9 protein-coding genes are annotated in these 17107 nt (G+C 65.6%); 6 read left to right on the top strand and 3 right to left on the bottom strand.

Annotated features, from left to right (window positions below; all coding sequences use genetic code 11):
• Window positions 1-13: 13 nt before the first annotated feature.
• The 6 genes from VT84_RS09700 to VT84_RS09675 all read left to right on the top strand — a co-directional run bounded on the left by VT84_RS09700 (window position 14) and on the right by VT84_RS09675 (window position 10915).
• Window positions 14-1357 (top strand): hypothetical protein, encoded by a 1344-nt coding sequence (locus tag VT84_RS09700; protein ID WP_082839387.1) that lies wholly within the window; start codon window positions 14-16, stop codon window positions 1355-1357.
• Between the two features lie 127 nt (window positions 1358-1484).
• Window positions 1485-2948, top strand: coding sequence for a DUF1800 family protein (locus tag VT84_RS09695; protein WP_082839386.1), 1464 nt, complete (start codon window positions 1485-1487; stop codon window positions 2946-2948).
• A gap of 201 nt (window positions 2949-3149) precedes the next feature.
• Window positions 3150-4382, top strand: a complete 1233-nt coding sequence (locus VT84_RS09690) for a DUF1501 domain-containing protein (protein ID WP_082839385.1) — start codon at window positions 3150-3152, stop codon at window positions 4380-4382.
• Between the two features lie 491 nt (window positions 4383-4873).
• On the top strand, window positions 4874-5461 hold the full coding sequence (locus VT84_RS09685; protein ID WP_082839384.1) for an RNA polymerase sigma factor: 588 nt from the start codon (window positions 4874-4876) through the stop codon (window positions 5459-5461).
• Window positions 5462-5483: 22 nt separating this feature from the next.
• A complete protein-coding gene (locus VT84_RS09680) occupies window positions 5484-8798 on the top strand; it encodes a protein kinase domain-containing protein (RefSeq protein ID WP_082839383.1) in 3315 nt (1104 codons plus the stop codon).
• Window positions 8799-8974: 176 nt separating this feature from the next.
• On the top strand, window positions 8975-10915 hold the full coding sequence (locus VT84_RS09675; protein WP_082839382.1) for a matrixin family metalloprotease: 1941 nt from the start codon (window positions 8975-8977) through the stop codon (window positions 10913-10915).
• Between the two features lie 213 nt (window positions 10916-11128).
• Here VT84_RS09675 and VT84_RS09670 read toward each other — a convergent pair whose 3' ends face one another.
• The 3 genes from VT84_RS09670 to VT84_RS09655 form a co-directional block, all read right to left on the bottom strand.
• A complete protein-coding gene (locus VT84_RS09670) occupies window positions 11129-12430 on the bottom strand; it encodes an MFS transporter (RefSeq protein WP_082839381.1) in 1302 nt (433 codons plus the stop codon).
• Window positions 12431-13836: 1406 nt separating this feature from the next.
• Window positions 13837-15534, bottom strand: a complete 1698-nt coding sequence (locus VT84_RS09660) for a SulP family inorganic anion transporter (protein WP_082839379.1) — start codon at window positions 15532-15534, stop codon at window positions 13837-13839.
• A 110-nt stretch (window positions 15535-15644) separates the two neighbouring features.
• A complete protein-coding gene (locus VT84_RS09655) occupies window positions 15645-17105 on the bottom strand; it encodes a sigma-54-dependent transcriptional regulator (RefSeq protein ID WP_082839378.1) in 1461 nt (486 codons plus the stop codon).
• Between the last annotated feature and the right edge of the window lie 2 nt (window positions 17106-17107).

Here is a 17107-nt window from a genome sequence, read left to right as displayed (position 1 = left end):
GAACCCGCTCGCGATGACTGCCATTCTCCTGGCTGCTGCGGCCGTGGCCGCTCCCGTCGCGGCGCCGACCGTGCGCGTGACCGTGCAACCGATGGCCGCGCCGAAGCCCGCGCTCAAGTACCAGTTCTTGCCCGAGATCCGCGAGCTAAAAGCCGGGAACGCGGCGCAGTGGTACCTGCGGTCCTTCATGGAGCAGCGGTCATTCTTCTTTAGTAAGGAGGGCACCGCCCAGCGCGTGCGCTACCAGGGGATGACGCTGAAGGAACTCGCGAGTGAGCCGCTGAGCAACTATGGCGGGTCCGCACTCACGCAGACGGATTGGGGCGCCCGACTCGATACGGTCGACTGGCAGGTGCTCGACCGCATTCAAGCCGAAGGGCCGGATCTGCGACTGCCCGAACTCGCACCGTTGCACCTGCTTGCCGCTTCGCTCCAGATCCGGTTCCGCGTGGAAGTGGCACGCGGGGAATACGACGACGCGATTCGGACCGCGAAGACCATGTTCGCGCTCGCTCGACACCTGAGCGACTACCCGACCACAGCCGCGAACCGTATCGGTCTTACGATCGCCGATATGACTCTGGACACACTCTGGGAAATGATTCAACAACCGGGCTGCCCCAACTTATACTGGGCGCTGACCGATTTGCCGTGCCCGCTCGTGGAACTGCGCAAGGGCGTGCAGGGTGATCGCGCTCTGGTGGATACGGAGCTACGTGCGTTCCGCGATAACTCCGTGCTGGCCGACACCGAAGTCGAGGACTTGGTGAGCCGGCTATCCGGGCGTGCGGGGTACATTCGCGAGCAGGCCGGGTTGCCCCCGCGAAACCTGCGGGCGGCGCTGGCGGCGCGGGCCAAGGACGCGACCGGGGTCCGAGACGCGCGGCGCCGACTCATCGAATCGGGGCTGGGTAAGAACGCGGTCGAGGGGTTCGATCCGGTCCACGTTGTGTTGCTGGACGACAAGCGCGATTACGAGGTTCGTCGCGACGAGGAGATTCGTCTACTCGGTGTGAAGGCGTGGGAGATGGACGCGATCCCGCGCGAGAAGCACGCAGCGGACGGGCTGTTCACCGATCTGGTCCCGCGAATCGCGGACACGCGCCGCGCGCAGGCCCGGTTCGAGCAACGGGTTGCGCTGCTGCGACACGTGGAAGCGCTCCGCATGTTCGCGGCGGCCCACGACGGGAAGTTACCCAACAAACTCGACGACGCGGGCGTTCCACTCCCGGTGGACCCGTTCACGGGCAAGCCCTTCGCTTACGTGCTTGAGGGCGGTGTCGCCAAGCTGCGCGGATCGGCGCCAAAGCGTGATGGGCACGCCCTTAGTTACGAAGTGATTGTTCAGAAAAAGTGAAGTTCCAAGTTTCAAGTTCCAGCAGTTCCAAGTTGAAAATACGCACGCGCTGAAGCTGAAACGTGGGACAGCAGAATCTGGAACTCTGGAACTCTGGAACTCTGGAACTAAATGCAGGAGGTCGGTCATGCCCGCTCCGCTCCCGCTGGACAAGCTCGATCCCGTTGAGGTGTGGAAGCCGTGGGTGCCGACCGCGGCCGATCCGTGGGACCGCAAATGGGCCGCGCACCTCTATCGTCGGGCCGCGTTCGGCGCGAGTACAGCGGACCTCGACCAAGCCGTAAAAGCCGGGCCGATCAAGACGCTGGACCTGCTCCTCGCCGGGCAGTCCAACGCGGCGGAAATGGTACCCACGCTCACGGACGTGGGGAAGGTCGCGGCCACGCGCGACGGGGACGGCACACAGCTCCGCGGGTGGTGGCTGTACTGCATGTTGCAAGGCGGGCACCCGCTGCGCGAGAAGATGACGCTGTTCTGGCACAACCACTTCGCCACGAGTCTCGTGAAGGTGCGCGACCCGAACCTGATGTTCCGCCAGAACTGTCTCTTCCGCACGCACGCGCTGGCGCACTTCGGCCCGCTGCTGCACGCCGTCACGCGCGACGGGGCGATGCTCGTGTGGCTCGACTCGAACAGCAACGTGAAGGCCAAGCCGAACGAGAACTATGCCCGCGAGTTGATGGAACTGTTCAGCCTCGGTGTGGGCAATTACACAGAAAAGGACGTGCGCGAAGCGGCGCGCGCGTTCACCGGCTGGCACACCAACGGCACGGGCTTCGAGTTCAACGAGGCCCAGTACGACTTCGGCGACAAGACCGTTCTCGGCAAGACCGGTCCCTGGCGCGGCGACGACGTCGTGAAGATCGTGCTCGAACAGCCGGCCGCGGCGCGGTTCCTGGTGCGCAAACTGTACACGTTCTTCGTCAGCGAGATCACACCGCCACAAGCACTCCTGGATCCGCTCTGCGAGTCGTTCCGCAAGAGCGAGTACGACGTCGCAGCGCTCGTGAAGACGATGCTGGCATCGCGCCACTTCTATTCCGAGCACGCCTACCGCAAGCGGATCAAGAGCCCGATCGAGTACGCGCTCGGCGCGGTCCTGGCGACGTACCGGCGCTTCGACGAGGACGACCCGCACTACAAGGTGATCTCGCACCAGTCACTTATCAAATGGTTAAACGGCATGGGGCAGTCACTTTTCGCTCCGCCGAACGTGAAGGGCTGGCCGGGCGGCCGGACGTGGTTGAACACCGCGACCGTACTCGAACGGAACAACTTCGCGGCGGAACTCATGTCGGGAACGGTGTGGGCACCGCCGCCGGAAATGTCCCTGTTCGTGGTGTCGAGCGACCTACCGCCCCCGAAAGCGCTCGACCCGGCCCGCGCAATCGAAGACGCGCACGCGACCACTTCCGAGGCCGTGGTGGACGCACTCATCGACGTATACGCGCCCGGTGGGGTGCGTGCGGAAGCGCGCGAGAAACTCGTGGCGTTCGTCGACGAAGACAAACCAACGGGCCTGCTCCTCGCGCACCGGGCGCGCGAAGCCGCGCACGCGATTCTGACGATGCCGGAAGCTCAATTGGCCTGATCGCGGTCTGATTACGAGCCGTTGTGACTGTATTGGATTGGTGATTTGTGGTTCTTGGTTCGGTGGCACAGGCCTCTGGCCTGTGGAGGCGCTCACACAGGCCAGAGGCCTGTGCCACGAGCTAAAACGCCGTCATTTGACGGTGGTGCTTCATACTCGCCTGGAACACCGCGGGCACGACCCGCACGACCGGAGAAACCCATGTTCAACCGTCGGCAGTTCCTGACGCGCGCGGTGCGCGGGTCGTCGCTCCTGGCACTCGGGTCCGCGGTGCCGCAATTCGTCGCGCAGACCGCGCGCGCGGCCGCACCCGGAAAAGACACGATTCTCGTGGTGGTCGAAATGACCGGGGGGAACGACGGCCTCAACACCGTCATCCCCTACGCCGACGACCTGTACCACAAGGCGCGCCCCACGCTGCGCCAGACCAAGCAGCAGGTGGTCGTACTGGACGACCACGTCGGGCTTCACTCGGGGATGCAGGCGCTCCGGCCCCTCTGGGAAGCCGGGAACCTCGCGGTGGTTCAGGGCGTCGGGTACCCGAACCCGGACCGCTCGCACTTTGAAGCGATGGACATCTGGCACACCGCAGACCCGAAGCGCGCGGCCACGACCGGCTGGCTCGGGCGCGCGTCGGGCGAGATGGAGAACCGGTCCGGCGGGGTGCCAATTCTCCACGTGGGGACGGGCAAGGCGCCGCTCGCCGCGACCGGCGCCCAAGGGCGCGGGGCCGTGAGCGTGGGCGACCAGAACTCGTTCCGGCTCGAACTCGGTAACGGGGACCGCAAGGATTCGCGGCGAAAGTTGCTCGAAGCCGTAACGACTCCCGCGACGAGCACGGACGACGATGATCCGCTCGCGTTCGTTCAGCGGCGCCAGGTGCAAACGCTCACCGCGGTCGAGAACCTGCGCGAGTTGCTCGAAGGTCCGCGTGCGATCCGCGGGTTCGGCGGCGGGCTGCAACAGAAGTTCCAGCTCATTGCGGGACTAATCGCACGCGGGTTCGGAACACGCATTTTCTACGTGAGCCTGGACGGGTTCGACACGCACGCCGATCAAGCGCCCGCGCACCAGCAGCTCCTCACGCAGCTCGCAACGGGCATCGGCGAGTTCTTCCGTGAGCTGAAAGACACCGGGAACGACAGCCGCGTGCGGGTGCTGACGTTCTCGGAGTTCGGGCGCCGGGTGACCGAGAACGGCAGCCGCGGGACCGACCACGGCGCGGCCTCGTGCGTACTTTTGGCCGGCGGAGGTGTGAAGGGCGGCGTGGTGGGCAAGCACCCGAGCCTGTCCGACCTCGATTCCGACGACCTAAAGTACCACACCGACTTCCGCAGCCTGTACGCGACGCTGCTCGACGACTGGCTGAACTGCGACAGCAAGTCCGTCCTCGGCGCGAAGTGGGACCACATCAAGGCGCTGGCCGCGCGGTAATTGTGCGGGGAGATGCCACACAGTTCGCTCGGCGCCTCTTGGCGAACGGCCGGTGTGAGCCGGCCGGTGAGATCAACAAATGACTTTGACAGGATCAACAAGATTAAGAGAAGACGCGATGCGAATCCGTTTTGAATCCGGCCGATCCTGTTAATCCTGTCCAAAACTCTTCTCTTACCAGCCATTCACTCTGATCCTTCATGCTCACACCGGCCGTTCGCCAATATGGTGCGAACGGCCCGTCGGCACATTCGTTACAGGCGCATCTCCAGTTCTCGCATTTAATCATGCCGTGCGTGATTTCTTCACTTCCGAGGCGACGCGGTTCGTAAAGAACCTCAATTCAGGTGCGATCTATCATCCTGGCGGAATTCCGACATTCCGCAAAATCCGTGCGCGCGGACATATCCGCGCCCTACGGTTCACGGTGGACGACTAGAACGCGCTGGGTCCGTGGTCCCACCGAAAAGCGCCCGATAGGAGATCGCCCGATGCCCGCTCTGCCCGACCGCCCCGCCGCGGGCGCTACCGGCACCGATGCGGCGCTGCTGCAGCGGTACCAGTCCGGCGACGAGGCCGCGGCCACGGACATCTATTCGCGCTACGCGCACCGCCTCCGCGCACTCGCGCGCCAGTACTGCACCCCCAATTTTGCCGGCCGGTTCGACGCGGACGACGTGATCCAGTCCGTGTTCCGCGCGTTCTTCCACGGCGCCCGGCACCGGGCCTACGAGGTGCCCCCCGAGGGGGAACTGTGGGGGCTGCTGATGGTGCTGGCCGTGAACAAGGTGCGCGCGCTCGTGGGGCACCACCAGGCCAACAAGCGCGCGGTGCGCCACACCGCGTCCGTTCCGGACCTCGACTCCCACCCCGCACTGGCCGCCGACGATTCCGCCGCCGCGTTCCTGCGGATGGTGATGGACGAGCAACTGGCCGCGCTCCCCGAATCGAACCGCGCCATCATCCGCTTGCGCACCGAGGGCTACGAGGTCGGCGAGATCGCGCGGGAAACCGGGCGCTCGCGCCGCACCGTTGAGCGCGTCCTCCAAGACTTCCGCGCGCGACTGTCGCGCGCCTGATCCATCCCCCGCCGGAGCTGTTGTGAACGCGCCCACCGCCGCAGCCGTCCCGTCCATGTCCGCCGAACTCGCCCACCGAGTCGATGCGTTCGAGGCGGCCCTGGAGACCGATCCCGGGGCCGATTTCGCGCTCTACCTCCCGGCCCCCGGGCACCCGCTCTACCCCGCCGTGCTGGGCGAGTTGGTCCGCATCGACCTGGAACACGCCTGGACCCGCGGCCGGCGCAAGCGCGTGGCCGATTACACCTCGCGCTTCCCCGCCGTGCTCACGAACTCGGTGCTGCTCGCCGCGGTCGCGTTCGAGGAGTACCGCCAGCGGCTCCGGGCCGGCGATTCGGTTCACCCGGACGAGTACCGGAACAAGTACGGCGTGAACACGTCCGATTGGGGTTCCTTCGGCCCGGGATCGTCTTTTGCTCCCGGACCGGACGAAGAGATCGCGCGCACGAACGCCCTCCCCGATCTCACACCCCCGCCACGCGACGACGCCCGTACCGCGGCCGTTCCGGAAATGCGGCACACGCAGCACCGCAACAACGGGAACCCGCCGCGTCAGACGGCCCGGGCGCGGGTGCTGTCCGAGGCGGAAGAACTTTCGGAGTGGCAAGAAGCTACGGCGTCGCTGCCGGACCCGGGCACGGAGTTCGTCGGGTTCCACCTGACCAAGGAACTCGGGCGCGGGGCGTTCGGGCGCGTGTACCTCGCGCGCCAGGGCGATCTCGCCGGGCGGTTCGTGGCGCTCAAGGTCGCGAGCGGGCTGGCGGGCGAGTCGAACACGCTCGCGCAGCTCCAGCACCCGAGCATCGTACCCATCTACTCGTACCACAAGGCCGGGCCGTTCCAGGCCGTGTGCATGCCGTTCCTGGGCGGCACCACGCTCGCACAAGTGGTGCAGCACCTGAGTTCGCGCCCGAACGTTCCGAAATCCGGGCGCGAACTTCGGAGCACACTGACTCGCGGGAACCTCGAAACCTCCGTTAAAACGAACGCCGGTCACGCTTCGGGGACCGGTTCCGAGGTGGCACTCCCGCCATCCGATGTCGCGTCCGCGGTCGCACCCGACGCGGAACCGCCGCTCCCGGCCGAGGCCCCGGAGGGTTGGGCGCGCCTGGACGGGTTGCCGTATGTCGATGCCGTACTCGCGCTCGGCGGGCAACTCGCGGACGGGCTTGCACACGCACACAACCGTGGGATCCTGCACCGCGACCTGAAGCCCGCGAACGTGCTGCTCACGGACGAGGGGCGCCCGATGCTCCTCGACTTCAACCTCGCCGAAGACATGAAGCTCCGCGGCTCGGCGGAGCGGGCAATGATCGGCGGCACGCTGCCGTACATGGCTCCGGAACACATGCAGGCGTTCCGCTCCGCGTCGGGCGTACTCGACGGCCGGTGCGACCTGTACGGGCTGGGCGTCATCCTGTTCGAGTTGCTCACCGGGCGGCACCCGTTCCCGGTCCGGCGCGGGTCGCCGCGTCTTACTGTTCCGCAAATGATCGAGGACCGGGCGACCCCGCCCTCCCCTCGCGCGATGAACCCGGCCGTTTCACCGGGTGCGGATGCCATTATTCGTAAGTGCCTCGCGCCGAAGCCGGAAGACCGGTATCAGCGTGCGGAGGATCTACGCGAAGACATCGACCGACACCTCGCCAACAAGCGATTGAAGTTCGCCCCGGACCGGTCCGTGCGCGAGCGCGCTCGTAAGTGGGCGCGGCGGCACCCGCGGCTCGCGTCGTCCGGAGTCGTCGCCGCCCTCGCGATATTCCTCCTGACCGGCACGGTCGGGGCCGCGGCGTACACCCGCGAGCGCACCCGCGACCTCGAAGCACGCGGACGGTTCGCCGACCACCAGACCGCGTTCCGCGACGCCCAGACGTTCCTCGACGACCGCACGCGGTCCAGTTCGCGGCTCGACGAGGGGCTGGGAAAACTGCGCGCCGTGCTCACCGGCTACGGCATTCCCGAAGACACCGGGGCCGATGCGTGGCAGTCCACCCCGATCGTGCAGTACCTGCCGGAGTCCGATCGCGAGCGCGTGCGAGGGGACGTCGGCGAGACGTTCTTCCTCATGGCTCAAGTCGCGCTGCTGAAAGCCGCGGGCACCACCGATGAGCAGGAGCGCGCGGCCCACATCGGGCGCGCGACCAAGTGGAACGAATTCGCCGAGCGCTACGGGAACGATCGGTTGCCCCGAGCGGTCCGCGAGCAGCGGGCGCGCGTGGCGGACCTCAACGGGAGCCGGGCCGAGGTCGAGCGGCTCCGGGCCGAGTCCGAACTCACACCGCTGGAATTGCCGCGGGACCTGTACCTCGCCGGGAGCCAGTTGACGCGCGACGGGCACCACCGGGCCGCGCTCCGGCACCTGCGGCGCGCGACGCAGCTCGATCCCGAGAACTTCTCGGCGTGGTTCCTGCGCGGAACCTCGCACCTCGCGCTCGAACAAGACGATCAAGCCGTGATGTGCTACAGCGCGTGCGTTTCGCTCCGCCCGGACTTCGCCCCGGCGTGGATGAACCGCGCGTTCGCGTTCTACCGCATGCGGGTCTACCCCGAAGCGCGTGAGGACTACGACCGGGCGCTGAAACTCGACCCGAAACTGGCCGAGGCATACGTCCAGCGCGGCCAGCTCCGCGAAGCGACCGGCGACGCTCCGGGCGCGATCGAAGACTACACCCGGGCACTCGCGACCGGTATCGCACCGGCGCGGGCGTACTTCAAACGAGCCACCACGAAGTTCCTCAAGAACGACCTCGAAGGCGCGAAGGCGGACCGCGAGGCCGGGTTCAAAGTGACTCCGGCGGATGAGATGAGTTGGGTCGCCCGAGCCGAAAACCTGCTCCAATTTTCCCAAGACCCGAAGGCCGCGCTCGCCGACGTCGACGAGGCACTGAAAGCCAACCCGTGGTCGGTGTTCGCCCTGGAACTGAAAGCACACCTGCTTTCCGAGCACCTCCAGCGCCCCGACGACGCACTCGCGGCCCTGAACCGCGCAATCGAGTTGCACCCGGACTACGTTGCAGCTCGCGCCGGGCGCGGGGTGCTGCTCGCTCGCGCCGGGAAGCGTGTCGAAGCCCTGCGTGACGCGCAGGAGGCGGTCCGACGCGACACCCGTGCCACCAACTTGTACCAGGTCGGGTGTATTTACGCCCTGACCGCCAAGACCAACCCCGAGGACAAGCGCGCGGCCCTGAACCTGATCTGGGACGGCATCAAGACCGGGTACGCGCTCGACTTCGTCGACACCGATTCGGACCTCGACGCGATCCGGAAGGACCAGGAGTTCCAGAAACTGGTACGCGACGCGAAGGCCCTCAACGCGCCTCGATCCGAGGCGAAGTAACCCGCCCACAAATGTGATGGAGCGCACGAGCCCTCAGAGCGATTCGTGAAAAAAGCGACAAAGTGTGGCGGGTCGGAACCGGCCACACACTTTCACTCAATACACCGAGTCCGCCTGCCCGAAGACCGCCCGCTAAGATCGTTTGCCCGCTAAAACGCCCACAGAGTGAGATACCGATGAAGTTCGCCCGCCTCGGTTCGACGTTTGAGACTCTCGAAGACCGCAGCCTGCCTACCACGTTCGGTGTGCCCTGGGCCGACCCGGAACACCTGACCTTCAGCTTCGTCCCGGACGGCGCCCAAACGCCGCTCGGTACCAACAGCCTCAGCCAGCTCCTCAACTCCGCCGGCACGAGCCCGCAGTGGAAACTCGAAATCCTCCGCGCGTTCCAGACGTGGGCGGTGAACGCCAACATCAACATCGGCCTCGTGACCGACGGCGGGCAGGTGCTCGGCGCGGTCGGCGCGGTGCAGGGTGACACCCGCTTCGGCGACATCCGAATCGCGGCAGCCGGGCTCTCACCGGACGTGCTGGCGAGCACGTCGCCGTTCAGTTGGACCGGCACCACCCTGAGCGGGGACATGGTGCTGAACTCCAACGCCCGGTTCGGGATCGGGTCCGCCTACGACCTGTACTCGGTCGCGCTGCACGAGGCCGGGCACGCCTTCGGCCTGGACCACGACCACGATCACGACGAGGCCTCGGCGATCCACTCGGGCTACGAGTACCAGACCGGGCTGAGCGCGAGCGACATCGCGCACCTCCAGGCGCTTTACGGTGCGCGGCGCGCGGACGCCTACGACCTGGCCGGTGGCAACGACACGGTCGCGCGGGCCAGCTCGATGCCGCGCAACTCGATCACGCAGCTCCTCGTGAGCGGCGACCTCACGACGATGTCCGACGTCGACTACTACAAGTTCACGGCGCCCGCGATCACGTCGATGATTAGCAGCGTCACCGTGCGGCTGAAGACCGCCGGGCTGAGCCTGCTGACGGCGCGCGTGACGGTATTCGACGCGGCCGGCAACGTGGTCGCGAGCGGCGCGAGCACCGACCCGATGAACAACGACCTCCTGCTCACGTTCCGGCCGGGGCTGTTCGGCGGGAACTACACGATCAAGGTCGAGGGCGCGCGGAACGACGTATTCGACATCGGCGGGTACAAGCTCGCGGTGGACTTCCTCTCGATCAGCGGGCTGCTCAGCCCGATCACGACGACGCTGACCGGGGTTCTCGACGGGCACACCGACGACATCCTCGCGACCGCGCTCAACCTGCAGACAAATAAGGGCAACGACTCCCGGTTCGACGCCGTCTACCGCGGGGTGCTCGAAGACTCCTACGACGTGGACAGCTACCGCGTGCGGACGGACCGGTACGCCCCCGGCACGTCGGTCACGCTGAACGTGATGGTGTGGGGGCTGGATGCGAACCCGGTGGACGCCCGGGTCCGGGTGTTCGACGCGAACGGCAACGCGGTCGCGTTCCAGGTCCTCTCAAACGACCGCGGGCTGTTCAGCGTACAGGTGCTCAACGCGACCGCCGGGAAGGACTACTACATTCAGGTGTTCGCCCGCGCCGGCGCGGTGAAATCGACCGGCAACTACTTCATCGCGGCCGACTTCAACCAGCTCGCGCCGCTCGTGTTCGATAACGTTGCGAACGGAACCTTGAACGCAGGTGCGACCACCGCGGTCGACACGCTCGCACTGAACAAGGCCGGGGTGTACCAGTTCGCCCTGAACGCCCAGGGGCAGAGCGCGGGCGACTCGGTCACGATGACGGTGTACGACGCGGACGGCAACGTGGTGTTCACGCTGACCGCGACGGCGGGTCAGCCCGCGGTCACGTCCAGCCGGTACCTGAAGGCCGGGACGTACACGGTGAAGTACACCGGTGCGAAGTCGAACGCCTCGCGGATCGGGTACGGATTGTTCATGACTCAATTGAGCGAGGGCGTCGGGCCTTACGCGACGAGCACGGCCAGCCCGCCGACGTCGCAAACGGCCCCACCTCCTCCCCCGCCGCCCTCGTCGTCGTACTCCTACACCAGCTCGCCGAGTAACCCGAGTTCGCCGAGCAGCCCGAGTTCGCCTGGCTACCCCTACGCCTACTGATGCTCGCCCGCCCCGTTTGTCCTCATGTGGGGACAAGCGGGGTTCGTGGCACGGACCTCTACCGGTGAAATCGCTCACACCGGCTAGAGGACCGTGCCGCGAACAAAGGACCGAGCTCAGCAACACAGGAATGAATACACGGTCGGCGGTGGCCCTCTGGGAACGTTCCCAGAGGGCCACCGCCGACCGTGCGTTGGGAGACGAGTAGTAGCTCTACGAAACCTCGTCCGGCGGTTCGGGCAGCATCAGCGCGAACGCTGCGGCGGGGATGAACAGGAACCCCGCAGTGAGCAACACGAGCCGGTAGTCGATCGACGCAAGCGCGCCGGACGCCAGCGTGCCGATGCCCGCCGCGATGCGACCAAAGTTGTAGCAAAAGCCCGCACCGGTGGTGCGCAGGAGCGTCGGGAACAGCGGGGGCATGTACATCGTGAACAGCCCGAACACGCCCTGGCACAACCCGATCGCAACGAACCCGACCCACAGCGCGTTGTGGTCGCGCGGGACGCAGTACGTCGCGGTCATCGTCGCACAGTACGCGAGGCACAGTATCACAATAGCCCAACGGTAGCGGACCTTCTGAGCGATAGCTGCTGCGATAAAGTTCCCGACGATGGACGCCCCGATGACCACCCACATCGCAATGCCCCCGAGACGGTTCCGGTCGCCCGGGGTCCACTCGGCAAGTTCGGGCATGGCGCGGAGGTGCTGACCGAACCAGAACAGGAACGCCCAGTGCGCGGTCAGGGCACAGGAGCACACCACGAGCGTGAGAACGGTGATCCGTCGCACCGGCGGGCGAAACAGGTCAGAGAACCGGGGCGCGTTCGCGGCTGCGGCCTCCCTCGCGCCGGCCCACTCTTCAGGTTCCGGAACTGCTTTCCGAATCCAGAGCACGATGAACGCCGGGGCCACGCCCACGAGGAACACGTAGCGCTCCGGGAGGTCAGCCATAAAGTAGAACGCCGCGGCCGCGATCATCACCCCGACATTCACCCCGCTCTGGAGGACCGCCGCGATCCACGGGCGCCACTTCTTCGGCCACGTTTCTGAGAGGATCGACGCACCGATGGCCCACTCGCCGCCGATCCCCAACGCCGCGAGGAACCGGAAGATCATCAACTGCCACCACGTTTGCGCCACGGCCCCCAGCCCGGTACAGATGGCGTAGGTGAGGATCGTGAAGACGAGCGCGCGGCTGCGGCCGATGCGGTCCGCGATCCGGCCGAAGAACCCGCCCCCGAGCGCCCACCCAAACAGAAACGCGGCCATAATCATGGACGCATGCTTGCGGACCTCGGGGTTCGTTTCGTCGTGTTTCAGCCCGATGAGTTCGGCGACGAACGGCGTGGCGACGAGCACGTACAGGTGCATGTCGAGGCCGTCGAACATCCAACCCAACCATGCGGCAGCGCCGGACTTCCACTGTTGCGGGGAGATGTCGCGCAGGCGGGTCACTTCCTTCGTCGGCGCGGGTGAAGGAAGCGCGTCGGGGGAGAGTTCGGGGGTTCCCATGCGGTTACGTTCCGATCATCAGCTTTTGCGGAGGAGGAGATCTATGACCCAGCACCCGCGAACGTGCGGGGTGGAACTATCGCGGCAATGATTCAGAATATCAGTGTTTTCGCAACCGGCGTCCTGAAGTGCGTCCGCGAGGACCGGCAGCGCGCTGAATTCCCGTGATTCGTACATCTGCGCCGCCAGTGCCACAGCCGTGGACGTGCGCCATTCCGGGAGGAATGTGACCGACCGAAACGGGTTTCCGAACACTTCGCGGAGGAGATTGCTTTGCGCCGTGTGTTCGTGCTCAAAGACTAGGCGAGCGCGTTCGGGATCCTGTAGTGGAGTAAAGGGCTTACCTACGCGGCGGTGTACGGCTCCGGATGCGTGGGAACAAACTCGTGCCGTGCAGAACTCGGCGTAAGCCCCGGGTTCCTCAAGCCGCGGAGTAAGCGACTGAGCCCACTCGTTTAATTTCCAGTCCGGTTCTTCACTGTCGGGCCACCCCAAACAGAAAGCGGCGGCGTCTACATACTGCCGATAAGTGAGTACGAATGGCTTTGATAGATCGGGGTTGCTGAAGGCCAAAGCCCATTCTTCTGGATCGGCGCGACCGTCTGCGTGCGACTCTGTGATTTCGACTTGCTGTTGTTGAGATGGCGTCATCGATTCCCATAATCTTCGACAACAAGCACAAGCGAATAGTCGAAGTTTACGGTGGCTCACACCGCGAACGGCTGTGAGCAATTCAATGGGATTGATACTAGCCAACCATTCCACTTCGGTCATGTTTGCACACTTCCGCAGCATCCGGCATAGATGAGTTCTTCGTTATTTCTACTAGGTAAGATTGAAGTCCGGGCGGTACCGTTTAATGCCCACGTCGATTCGTGGCATTGGTGTGCGAATGCTGCATTCTCCCGAGTGAATCGCGTACCGAAGTGTTTGAAAGTGTCGCTCGAGCGATTGCTCCCCAGGAGTATTGGTGCCCGCGACCTGACGGGAATTAATCCGTAGGTGCCCCCAACTCACAAGGACGGCGGATGGAATGTCTTGGCGAACGGCCGGTGTAAGCCGGCTGGTGGGAGGCCTCTCCTGTTTGTCGCCACAAGGCACAGCAAACGGTCGGTGTGATGTGAAAACAAGCAGCATTTTGACAGGATTAACAGGATCAACCGGATAAGGCCAAACGCGAGATTGCCTTCAGAATCCTGTCGATCTTGTTGATCCTGTCCAAGCTCTTCTGCACGGGAGATTATCACCGGCCGGCTCACACCGGCCGTTCGCCAAGAGATGTCGGCAAGCCGCAGTCGCCCAGGAGCGGGCGGTGTAGTTCGGACGTACCGCGGGCGAACCGCGTCCGCGGCGCCACAAGGGGTTGGAATGTGGTCGCACACCGACGCGGCGCCCGCGGCACGCTCTCAAACCGCGGCATCAACCGGCGCCTGCCGGGTTCCTTTGCGTGCGGCTAGGGGGTGCGACGAGAGCGGCTTGTGTGAATCCAAACCGACTACCCGCAACACTTTCCCGCCCGCGGCCAGTTCCTGTTCCATCTGGTGCAGCTTTTCCATCGTACTGTGGTCCACGAGCTTGACTTCCGACAGATCGAGGACCACTTCATCGCGATCGGTCGCGTACTTCGCGATCGCGCTCTTGAGGCCGAGCCAGTTCGAGAACACGGCCGCTTGGCGCACCTTCAGGACCGCGACCCGTTCGTCGTCGGTACTCGCCACCTCGATGTCGGCCCGAACGAAGCTCCGGAGCGGGGCGCCGTTAAGGACGTGGATCACCAGTTTCAGTGCGATCCCCGACGCCACGCCGATCAGGAGGTCGGTGCAGAGGGTCACCACGATCGTCGTGACGAATACTACAAGCTGTTCGATCCCGATCTTATAGGTGTGGATGAACTCCTTCGGCGAGGCGAGCCGGAACCCGGTGAACACCAGCATCGCGCCCAGCGCGGCCAGCGGAATCATCCGGATCACGAACGGCAGCAGCAGGATGAACGCGAGCAGGAACAGCCCGTGGAAGAAGTTCGCGTACTTGGTCCGCGCACCGTTGTCGATGTTCGCCTTGCTCCGAACGATCTCGGAGATCATCGGCAGCGCCCCGACGAACGAGCACAAGGTGTTCGCCACGCCCACCGCGAGGAGGTCGCGGTTCTGGTCGGCTTTTCGGCGCCACGGGTCGATCATGTCGACGGCCTGCGAACTGAGCATCGATTCGATCGTCCCGATCAGCGCGAACAGCACCACGTACTTCACACCGGTCGCGGTCGCCAAGCCCGTGAAGTCGGGGAACAGGAACGCGGCGGACGGGTTATCGAGCACGTTCGGAACGTTGACCAGGTATTTCATTGGGTTGCCGACCGATTCGCCGAGGCCCGTGAACCCGAGCCCGAGGGCCATCGGGATCGAGACGAGGACCACGACCAGTTGCGCCGGTACCGGCTTCAGGACCGGAACCCGCGCTTTCAGGAACGGGAACAGGATCATGATCGCCAGCGCGGTCACCCCGACGATCGCGACGGTTTGGGTCACCGATTGGCCCAGGTTCTCAAAGACCTTCGGGATCGCGATGATCGAATCGATCGGGGCGCCCGGGGGGGCCGATTGCCCGAGCATCACGAAGAACTGTTTGGCCATGATCGTGATGCCGATCGCCGCCAACATCCCGTGAACCGGGGTGAGCGGGACCATCTCGCCGACCTTACCGGCCTTAAGCAGCCCGAACAGGATCTGGATCACCCCCGCGGTCACCCCGACCCCGAGTGCGAGCGGGTACCCGTACTTGGCGAGCGTCGCGAGGTCCTTCGGGTCGGTTCCGGGCGGGGCCGCTTCCAGTCCCAGTTCGAGCACGGCCCCGGAAACGATCACGATCAGCCCGGCAGCCGGGCCTTTAATGGTCAGTTGCGAGTTGCTGATGAAGCAGGTGACGATGCCGCCGATGACGGCGGTCCAGATCCCGGCAATGGGCGGGTAGTAGCTGGCGGACGCAATACCCAAGCAGAGCGGCATCGCGATCAGGAACACCAGGAAACCGGACAGGAGATCGAACCGGAGGTTCGGGAGCAAACCGGGTGTGAGCGGTGCGGCGGAACTGTGCACGGGGTCGGCCACGGGGCATCCTCGGGAACTCGTTGGTTCCACTCAAGGCAATGCCCGTGCCGTTTCAAAAACGTTGATTTTTCCGTGTAATTCAGCGAGCGTCCGAGAGGGGCGATGGCCGGTTAGCCGTCACTGTGGTCGTCGTCGGACCACACCGAGCGGGCGATGCTGATGCCCAGGGTCCGGATCTTGTTCCGGAGGCTCCCGCGGGTGATGCCGAGGATGCGCGCGGCCTGGAGCTGGTTCCCGTCGGTGTGCTTCAGCACGCGCACGAGAACCTCGCGCTCCATCCGCTCCAGGGACTCCGCGTACAGGTTCTCGCTGTTCGCCGCGATGCGCCCGCCGACGAACTGCTCCCAGTCGAACGCGCCGCCGGCACCGTTCGTCGCCGGCGCGCTCGCCACGGAACTGGTTGGGTGAAAAACGTGGTCCGGCAGGAAATCCGCGAGCAGTGCCGAACCGCTCATCCGGAGGACCGATTGCTTGAGTACGCTCTGCAACTCGCGCACGTTGCCCGGCCACGGGTACGCGCGGAGCGCGGCCGCCGCGTCGGGCGCGACCTCGGCCACCGGCTTGTTCAGCTCGTGCCCGAACCGCTTCAGGTAGTAGTCGATCAGCAGCCCCACGTCGTCGCCGCGCTCGCGCAGCGGCGGGAGCTTGATCGTGAACACGTTGAGCCGGAAGTACAAATCGCGCCGGAACCGCCCGTCCTCGACCATCTTTTCGAGGTCCGCGTTGGTCGCCGCGACCAGGCGCACGTCGGTCTGCACCGTCTCCGCCCCGCCCAGGCGCTCGAACCGCTGCTCCTGGATGAGGCGCAGCATTTTCGCCTGCGTGAGCGGGGCCATTTCGCCCACTTCGTCGAGGAAAATGGTACCGCCCTGGCACTGCTCGAACTTGCCGATGCGCTTGCGATCCGCGCCCGTGAACGCGCCCTTCTCGTGCCCGAACAGCTCGCTCTCCAGGAGCGGCTCGGGGATCGCGGCGCAGTTGATCGCCAGGAACGGCTTGTCGGACCGGCGCGAGTGCTGGTAGATCGCGCGGGCGACCAGTTCCTTCCCGGTACCGCTCTCCCCCAGGACCAGCGCGATCACGTTCTGGCCGGCGACCCGGCCGACCGCCTTATAGACCTCCTGCATGGCCGGGCACCGGCCGAGCAACACGTCGCCGAACACCGGGGCCGGTTCGACCTCGGGCATCGTGGCCGGGGTGCGCATCAACTGGCTGGACTGCACCGCGCGGTCGATGAGCTGCCGCAGGTCCGCCAGCTCCAGTGGCTTGAGGAGGTACTCGTAGGCCCCGTCCTTCATCGCTTCGATGGCGAGGTCGGTGGTGCCGTGCCCGGTGACGAGGATGACGGGCACGCGGGCGTCGATCGCGCGCACCTGGCGGAACGTGGTGAGCCCGGTCGCGTCGGGCAGGTGGACGTCGAGCACGACCACGTCCGGGCGCTCGCGCGCGACCTCCGCGAGCCCCTCGGCCGCGGTGGTCGCGGTGCGCACGGTCACCCCGCCGTCCCGGAACGCGCGCTGGAAGGCGTGCCGGATGGCCGGTTCGTCGTCGATCACCAACAGCGTCGGCATCA

It is taken from the genome of Gemmata sp. SH-PL17 (assembly GCF_001610855.1).
Classification (GTDB): domain Bacteria; phylum Planctomycetota; class Planctomycetia; order Gemmatales; family Gemmataceae; genus Gemmata; species Gemmata massiliana.
This window is presented reverse-complemented; position numbering and strand designations above follow the sequence as displayed.

Excerpts from the sequence above, each read along its gene's own strand:
- VT84_RS09670 (WP_082839381.1), bottom strand. The coding sequence starts at position 12,430 with ATGGGAACCCCCGAACTCTCCCCCGACGCGCTTCCTTCACCCGCGCCG.
- VT84_RS09675 (WP_082839382.1), top strand. The coding sequence starts at position 8,975 with ATGAAGTTCGCCCGCCTCGGTTCGACGTTTGAGACTCTCGAAGACCGC.
- VT84_RS09700 (WP_082839387.1), top strand. The coding sequence starts at position 14 with ATGACTGCCATTCTCCTGGCTGCTGCGGCCGTGGCCGCTCCCGTCGCG.
- VT84_RS09655 (WP_082839378.1), bottom strand. The coding sequence starts at position 17,105 with ATGCCGACGCTGTTGGTGATCGACGACGAACCGGCCATCCGGCACGCC.
- VT84_RS09690 (WP_082839385.1), top strand. The coding sequence starts at position 3,150 with ATGTTCAACCGTCGGCAGTTCCTGACGCGCGCGGTGCGCGGGTCGTCG.
- VT84_RS09695 (WP_082839386.1), top strand. The coding sequence starts at position 1,485 with ATGCCCGCTCCGCTCCCGCTGGACAAGCTCGATCCCGTTGAGGTGTGG.
- VT84_RS09685 (WP_082839384.1), top strand. The coding sequence starts at position 4,874 with ATGCCCGCTCTGCCCGACCGCCCCGCCGCGGGCGCTACCGGCACCGAT.